The sequence below is a fragment of the Hallella sp. genome (assembly GCF_037460745.1).
Classification (GTDB): domain Bacteria; phylum Bacteroidota; class Bacteroidia; order Bacteroidales; family Bacteroidaceae; genus Prevotella; species Prevotella faecis.
This window is the reverse complement of record NZ_JAXVAE010000023.1, coordinates 1-6607: the sequence shown is the minus strand read 5'-3', so window position 1 is coordinate 6607 and position 6607 is coordinate 1. Positions and strand designations below refer to the sequence as shown.

The window sequence follows — 6607 nt, the reverse complement described above, 5'->3', positions numbered from 1 at the left end:
AAAAGGAGGGTGCACCATAAATGACCATAGTCAATTATGACACACCCTCTTTTTGTGTTTTTCGATGGTAAGGCATTGGGGATAATTGGTGGAAATAGACGCTTGAGACAATCTGCTTGGATTTGGAAAACGCGCAACAAACTATAGCAAGAACTACACGTTTCTTTTTCGCGAGAGTGCCGTTAGGCGCAAATACGCGATTCTGGCGATTTTTGCAATTGCCTAATATTCAGTTGTTTAGCGTATTGAAGGTTCTTTTTCTATTCTGTATTTTACATTCTTCATTGCGAAACATGCCTTTTCGTACGTCGATACCTGCTCTTTCGAGGTGCGAAACCTACCTAACCACAATGCGGAAAGCCATCTTTCGCAACTCGATACATGCCTAATCGTAAATTGGTAGTTCCGATTGTTGTCTCCCATTCCGTAAAAACGGCTTTTTCGCTCTCTAATTCACCATAAAAAGCGAGCACGTTTTTTTCAGAACTTTCCCGACATTTTATCCCAAATCGTCATTAGACCGAAATAAGTGAAATAGTAGGATGTATGCAGATAGGTTGCATTCGTGCGTTTTACCTTTGCAGCATCAACAACCCCAATCGGTCATTAGGCTGTAATAGGACAATGGTTAGGATGTGCTTTACTTCCTTTCAACTCTTGAAATCCAATGCCCGATTTGAGATAAAAAGCAAAAAGCTGGGGGGCTTTTTGCAGGAAGCCCCAAGACGCGTGTGGATGACGTTTGGGGCATTTCCGGGAAGAACGGCGTGGCAACTCGCTGTCCATCTGTCTCTTTTACAGACTTTTTCTATCTGTGGTGGTTAGAGTCGTAAGGGGCGACGCACCGTCTTGCTCAGCATGCTTTCGGGCATGAAGGTCTTGAGGGTGTCGACCACGGTGTTGAGCATACGCTCGCGCACATAGTCGTCTTTGATGTAGAGCGATATGCGTCGTTGTGATAGATAGTCGCCTTCGATCTTGCGAACGTTGGCGCGTTGTTGCTCGGAAAGAAACGGCAGGTGCATCTCAGGGATGATGGTGAAGCCACCATTCTCGTCGACAATGCGTATCAGCGTGTCGATGCTTCCTGCCTCGTAGATGTGGGTTCCCTTGCTGCGCGCCTTGCAAAACGAGAAGGCGCTTTCGCGTAGGCATTGCGCCTCTTTCATGATCCACATGTTCTCGTGTTCGAGATTCTCAGGTTTGAATACGGGCAATTTTCGCCAGCAACTCTCGGCTATGTATACATAGAATCGTTCTGTGTAGAGTGGTATTTCCAATATGCCTTGTCGGATGTTGTCGGCGATGGCGATGCCCGCGTCGAACTCTCCGTTGAGGAGTGCCTCGAACATGAAGCTCGCCTTCAGTTCACGGATGGAGAGGTCGACGGTGGGGTAGTCGTTGCGATAATGGTGGATAAACTTGGGAAGCAGATAAGGAGCGATGGTGGGACCGACGGATAGGGCAAACGATCCGCCAATAGTCCCCTTGTCTTCGCTCGCCAGTTCCGCAATGCGATCGGTTTCCATCAGTGCCCTTTGTGCTTGCCGAATGATCTTCTCGCCGGCGACGGTCGGTTTCACCGTTTTGTTTGATCGCTCGAAGAGACGCACATCGAGTTCCTTCTCCAATTTCGCCACCATGGCACTCAGGGTGGGTTGGGATATATGGCACGAATCGGCCGCCCTCGCAAAATTGCGAAAGCGGTCGATGGCAACAATGTATCTGAGTTGTTGAATGTTCATGACTTTATGTGTGGCTTGCCAGAAGGTTCTTGAGATCGGCAAGACTCATGGCTCCGCTTTGTCGCCAGAGCATCTCGCCTGCACGGAAGAGCATGAACGTAGGCACCGACTGGATGCGGTAAGCGGCGGCCAATGGGCCATTCTTGTCAACGTCTACCTTGATGATACGGATGTTGTCGCCAAGGTCAGCTTTCAGTTGCTCGAGCACGGGGTGCATCTGTTTGCATGGGCCACACCAGGTGGCGAAGAAATCTACCAAGGTGAGTTGGTTGCTATTGATGATGTCGTTGAATTTTTCCATGATGTTTATTGGTTTTTGAGTTTACAAATCATTTGGGTCATATTGCCCATGGGACAGAACACGCACCAGGTGCGCGGGCGGAACACGACGGTAAGGATGACGCCTACGATAAGCGAGGTGAGCATGATGCCGTAAAGACCGAAGGCAAACTGCGCCACCCAAGGGTCAACGGCTACGGGGTAGGCCCAATGCCAGGGTACGTCGAAGGTCCAAAGCAGGTGGATGGTTTGGTGAAGCGAGTCGAGACCTTTGGCCACATGAACCGTGAGCACAATCATCTGGATGAAGAAGAACAGGAAGAACACCAGGAACCCGTTGCGGAACCACTTCGACGAAAGCCATCGTGGCGCCACCCTCTTGCTCGACCATCCAAGGGTGTTGCCTATCTGTAGGAACAGTTGGCCGCGACCGCAATAGTTGTTGCAGTAGCCTTTGCCACCTCCGAAGATGGCCATCAGCAGGGGAATGAGGAAGCAGACGACGCCAAGCCACGCAAAGATGATGTTGAAGAATCCAAGGGTGAAATAGGTGGCGGAGACGATCCAAAGGTAATCGTTCCACTTCTTGGGTTTCAGTTTAGCCATGGGTTATCGTGTTACTTTATGCATGACACCCGCTGGGCAATTCTTTTCGCAAATGCCGCAACCGACGCAGCAGTCCTCGTCGATGACGGCGTAGCAACCTTTGAGGATGCTAATGGAGTCCTTGGGGCACATCTTTACGCATACGCCACACGCCACGCATCGGTCTTGTTCGTTCTGTGCTTTGTATTTGCTTCTGGGGCGAGCCTTTTCCCTGCTGGCAGGGGATGCGCAGGCGAGGCTCGGGGCTTGTTGGGTCGAAAGGGTTGTAGTCATGGATGGCTTCTCTTTACCTATTTTTATATATGCGAATGCTTTAGGTGGCGGGATGGGGATGCTGGCGCGTTTTGTCGCCTGTCTCGGCAGCGGGCAGTTGTTCCAGCAATTCCTCGAGCAGTTCGGAGGCGTCGGCCACACAGAGTGGGCACTCGCGGAGCATCTTGCCTGTGCCAACGCCCTTGAGCAGTTTGCACTGGGTGGAGCCGTTGCGCTGGCGGAACTTCTCCATCATCTGGCGCATGCCCTTCAAGGCTAAGGATTTGTTGCGGGTGGCCAACCCGTAAACGATACCGGCGCCTACGAGCGCTCCGCACGTGCCCTCCATATTGCCCATGCCGGCGGCAAAGCAGTTGCCAACGTGCTTGATGGTTTCTTCGTCGATACCGGTGAAGTCGTGGTAGGTACAGCAAACCGCTTGGGTGCAGTTGTGTGATCCGCAGGCCTTCTTGCCCGCTGCTATGTCTTTTCTGGTTTCCATAATCCTAATGTGGGGTTCTTTTGGTGCAAAGGTAGGTTTTTTGTCATAGACAAGCGAATGTTTTTGTCTATCTTTTGATAGATGACGTCTATAATAAGCAATGCTTGTCGGCATAGCTTAGGGTAACAGGGCTGATAATAAAAGGGAATGGATGGAATTTAGTTGCGTATTTGCAACTATAATATAAGAATATAGTTAATAACGTTAAAATATCCCGAAATTCTTAACAGAAAGATGTTAACGCATTAAGAAAATCTTTATCTTTGCCCTTATGAAGAAGAAAACCATTTGGATCATTGCCGTTATCATGGGCCTGAGCTTCGTCATATTGCTTGGATTGCAGTTGACGTACATACAGGAAATGGCCAACATGAAGAAGGAGCAGTTCGACGAAAGCGTGAACCGCGCCCTCTACCAGGCGTCGCGCAACTTGGAGCTCAATGAGACGTTGCGCTATCTGGAGAAGGATGTGAACGAGACCGAGCGGCATGCCTATCGGGTGGATAGCGTGGGCACGAGGTCGGGCAATCCCGACGATGGCACCGTGCAGCGCTCGCATCAGTTTGCGGTGCAAGGCAAGGATGGTACGGTGTATTCTTCCTTTGAGCTGAAAACCATCTCCACGAAGCCCGCGCAGATGCCCAAGGCCATGATTCTGAAGAACGATCGCAACTCGAACAACGCAGCGAGCAAATCGCTTCAGGAAATAGTGAAGAACCGCTATGTGTACCAAAAGGCGTTGCTCGACGAGGTGGTGATGAATATGCTTTATTCGGCATCGGAAAAGCCTCTGAAAGAGCGAATTAACTTCAAGACACTCGATCAGGACCTGAAGGCGGAACTGATGAATAATGGCATCAACATTCCTTACCATTTCACGGTTACCACCCAAGACGGTCGCGAGGTGTACCGTTGTCCCGACTATACCGACGAGGGCGTGGAGTTTACCTATTCGCAAGTGCTCTTCCGCAACGATCCGGCTTCGAAGATGGGTGTGGTGAAGGTGCATTTCCCTGACATCAATGGCTATATTTATTCGAGCGTGAGGTTCATGATACCCAGTGTGGTGTTTACCCTGATATTGCTCATCACCTTTGTGTTCACCATCGTGGTGGTGTTCCGCCAGAAGCGTTACAGCGAGATGAAGAACGACTTCATCAACAACATGACTCACGAGTTGAAGACACCTATCGCCAGCATCTCCCTGGCGGCTCAGATGCTCAACGACGACAGCGTGCCCAAGACGGAGAAAATGATGAAACATCTCACGGGAATCGTCACCGACGAGACCAAGCGATTGAGGTTCCTTGTGGAGAAAGTGTTACAGATGTCGATGTTCGACAGGAAGAAATCGACGTTTAAGAAAAAGCATCTCGACCTCAACGAGATGGTGGAGACCATTGCCAACTCCTTCTCCCTGCGTGTGGAGCATACGGGTGGAAAAGTTTATGTGGATGTGGGAGCCATCGACTCGGCCATCTACGTGGATGAGGTTCACTTCCAGAATGTTATCTTCAACCTGATGGACAATGCGGTGAAATATCGCCAGCCCGACAAACCGCTCAATGTGTACCTGAAGACGTGGAACGACGACCAGTATCTGTATTTCTCATTGGAAGACACGGGTATGGGCATGAAGAAAGAGAATCTGAAGAAGATTTTCGATAAGTTCTACCGCGTTCATACGGGCAATGTGCACGATGTGAAGGGATTCGGCCTCGGTCTGGCCTACGTGAAGAAGGTGGTCGACCTGCACGATGGCGACATCAAGGTGGAGAGCGAATACGGCAAGGGCACGAAGTTTACCATCAAGTTGCCCGTGATAAAAGATTAGTGATAGGGGAGCGCCCACCTCGTGAGGGCGTTGCCGCATAATATAATTGATAACAAACTTGTAAAATAGAATGATTATGGACGAAAAAGTTAAGATTCTGCTTTGCGAAGACGACGAGAACCTCGGAACGCTTCTTTGCGAATATCTCATAGCAAAGGGTTACGACGCTGTGTTGTGCCCTGATGGTGAAGTCGGTTATCGCGAGTTTACCAAGGAAAAGTTTGATATCTGCATCCTCGACGTGATGATGCCCAAGAAGGATGGATTCACCCTGGCTCAGGACATCCGCCAGATCAACTCGCAGGTGCCCATCGTCTTCCTGACGGCCAAGGTGCAGAAGGAAGATGTGCTCGAGGGCTTCGACAAGGGTGCCGACGACTACATCACAAAGCCTTTCTCTATGGAGGAGCTGGTGAAGCGCGTGGAGGCCATCATGCGCCGTGTGAGAGGAAAGAAGAACCGTGAGAGCAGCATGTACAAGATCGGTCGCTTCACCTTCGACACACAGAAGCAGTTGCTCGTCATTGGCGACAAGCAGACCAAGCTCACCACCAAGGAGAACGAGTTGCTGGCGTTGTTGTGCTCACACGCCAATGAGATCCTGAAGCGCAACGACGCCCTGCGCACCATTTGGATTGACGACAACTATTTCAATGCGCGCTCAATGGATGTTTACATCACCAAACTGCGTAAGCATCTGAAGGACGACGATCAGATCGAGATCATCAACATCCACGGCCAGGGCTACAAACTGATTGTTCCTGAGGAGGATTGATGGACCTATAAGGGTAAACAAGACCCAACCTGGTGGTTTGGAAGAACCCAGGGGGGCTTATAAGATAAGGTGGGGTGGACAGGCGCGAAAGGTGTGAGTCCACCTCACCTTTATGTAAGTGGGGCACTTGGGCCTTTGGAAGGCTCATGTTTGTCCTTTGCGTTTGTGAGGCGTTTGTTCTTTTCGAGGATTAGTACTTTCCTGAGGTCTTCTCGTTTCGCACGTGGCCTGCGATGCCCAAGACGATGAGCGCTAATGGAAACAACAGAAATGCGTTGTGGTCGGTTAGCCCCGTCGCGTAAAAGCATGCCATGAGCAGCACCCCGGTGTATACCAAGGGAAGGCCAAGCCAAGCGGCGTGAGCTCTGAGAAAAAGCGCCGCCGTGCGCGTAATCTTAAGCAAGGATTTCTTCATAACGCTGCAAAAGTAATAAGAAAAGGCGGGTGCGCGAATGTTTTTTGTGTTAAAAAGCAAAAAACATGCAAGATGCGTGCTTTTATGTGCGAACAATTTTGTAACTTTGCACCCGCATTTTGCAAAATAATAATTAATTTCATTCAAAGTAGTATGAATCAATACGAAACCGTTTTCATTTTGACTCCCGTTTTGTCTG

General features: G+C 50.0%; 8 protein-coding genes. 2 read left to right on the top strand and 6 right to left on the bottom strand.

Annotation, left to right across the window (positions count from 1 at the left end; genetic code table 11):
* Positions 1-821 precede the first annotated feature (821 nt).
* Genes WKK33_RS00435 through WKK33_RS00415 form a run of 5 tightly spaced genes read right to left on the bottom strand, consistent with a single transcriptional unit; the run spans position 822 to position 3384 of the window.
* Positions 822-1745, bottom strand: coding sequence for a LysR substrate-binding domain-containing protein (locus WKK33_RS00435; RefSeq protein ID WP_309438903.1), 924 nt, complete (start codon positions 1743-1745; stop codon positions 822-824).
* 4 nt (positions 1746-1749) lie between these two features.
* Positions 1750-2046 carry a thioredoxin gene (trxA, locus tag WKK33_RS00430; protein WP_337469307.1) on the bottom strand — a complete coding sequence of 99 codons (297 nt, stop codon included), beginning with the start codon at positions 2044-2046 and terminating at the stop codon, positions 1750-1752.
* Between the two features lie 5 nt (positions 2047-2051).
* A complete protein-coding gene (locus WKK33_RS00425) occupies positions 2052-2630 on the bottom strand; it encodes a 4Fe-4S binding protein (RefSeq protein WP_337931990.1) in 579 nt (192 codons plus the stop codon).
* A gap of 3 nt (positions 2631-2633) precedes the next feature.
* Complete coding sequence (locus tag WKK33_RS00420; protein ID WP_337931989.1) at positions 2634-2903, bottom strand: 4Fe-4S binding protein; 270 nt, start codon at positions 2901-2903, stop codon at positions 2634-2636.
* Between the two features lie 40 nt (positions 2904-2943).
* Positions 2944-3384: a C-GCAxxG-C-C family protein gene (locus WKK33_RS00415; protein ID WP_215759861.1), complete on the bottom strand. Its 441-nt coding sequence runs from the start codon at positions 3382-3384 to the stop codon at positions 2944-2946.
* A gap of 271 nt (positions 3385-3655) precedes the next feature.
* Here WKK33_RS00415 and WKK33_RS00410 point away from each other — a divergent pair, with 271 nt between their 5' ends.
* Together WKK33_RS00410 and WKK33_RS00405 are read left to right on the top strand one after the other, a co-directional pair.
* Positions 3656-5218, top strand: a complete 1563-nt coding sequence (locus WKK33_RS00410) for a HAMP domain-containing sensor histidine kinase (RefSeq protein ID WP_337931988.1) — start codon at positions 3656-3658, stop codon at positions 5216-5218.
* A gap of 76 nt (positions 5219-5294) precedes the next feature.
* Complete coding sequence (locus WKK33_RS00405) at positions 5295-5993, top strand: response regulator transcription factor (RefSeq protein ID WP_215759859.1); 699 nt, start codon at positions 5295-5297, stop codon at positions 5991-5993.
* A 190-nt stretch (positions 5994-6183) separates the two neighbouring features.
* On the opposite strand, the gene WKK33_RS00400 is transcribed toward WKK33_RS00405, so the two are convergent.
* On the bottom strand, positions 6184-6607 hold a 424-nt coding region (locus tag WKK33_RS00400; protein WP_337569282.1), incomplete at its 5' end, for a hypothetical protein.

What these genes read in the sequence shown, in the direction of transcription:
- WKK33_RS00435 (WP_309438903.1), bottom strand. Translation starts at nt 1,745, where the DNA reads ATGAACATTCAACAACTCAGATACATTGTTGCCATCGACCGCTTTCGC.
- trxA (WP_337469307.1), bottom strand. Translation starts at nt 2,046, where the DNA reads ATGGAAAAATTCAACGACATCATCAATAGCAACCAACTCACCTTGGTA.
- WKK33_RS00425 (WP_337931990.1), bottom strand. Translation starts at nt 2,630, where the DNA reads ATGGCTAAACTGAAACCCAAGAAGTGGAACGATTACCTTTGGATCGTC.
- WKK33_RS00420 (WP_337931989.1), bottom strand. Translation starts at nt 2,903, where the DNA reads ATGACTACAACCCTTTCGACCCAACAAGCCCCGAGCCTCGCCTGCGCA.
- WKK33_RS00415 (WP_215759861.1), bottom strand. Translation starts at nt 3,384, where the DNA reads ATGGAAACCAGAAAAGACATAGCAGCGGGCAAGAAGGCCTGCGGATCA.
- WKK33_RS00410 (WP_337931988.1), top strand. Translation starts at nt 3,656, where the DNA reads ATGAAGAAGAAAACCATTTGGATCATTGCCGTTATCATGGGCCTGAGC.
- WKK33_RS00405 (WP_215759859.1), top strand. Translation starts at nt 5,295, where the DNA reads ATGGACGAAAAAGTTAAGATTCTGCTTTGCGAAGACGACGAGAACCTC.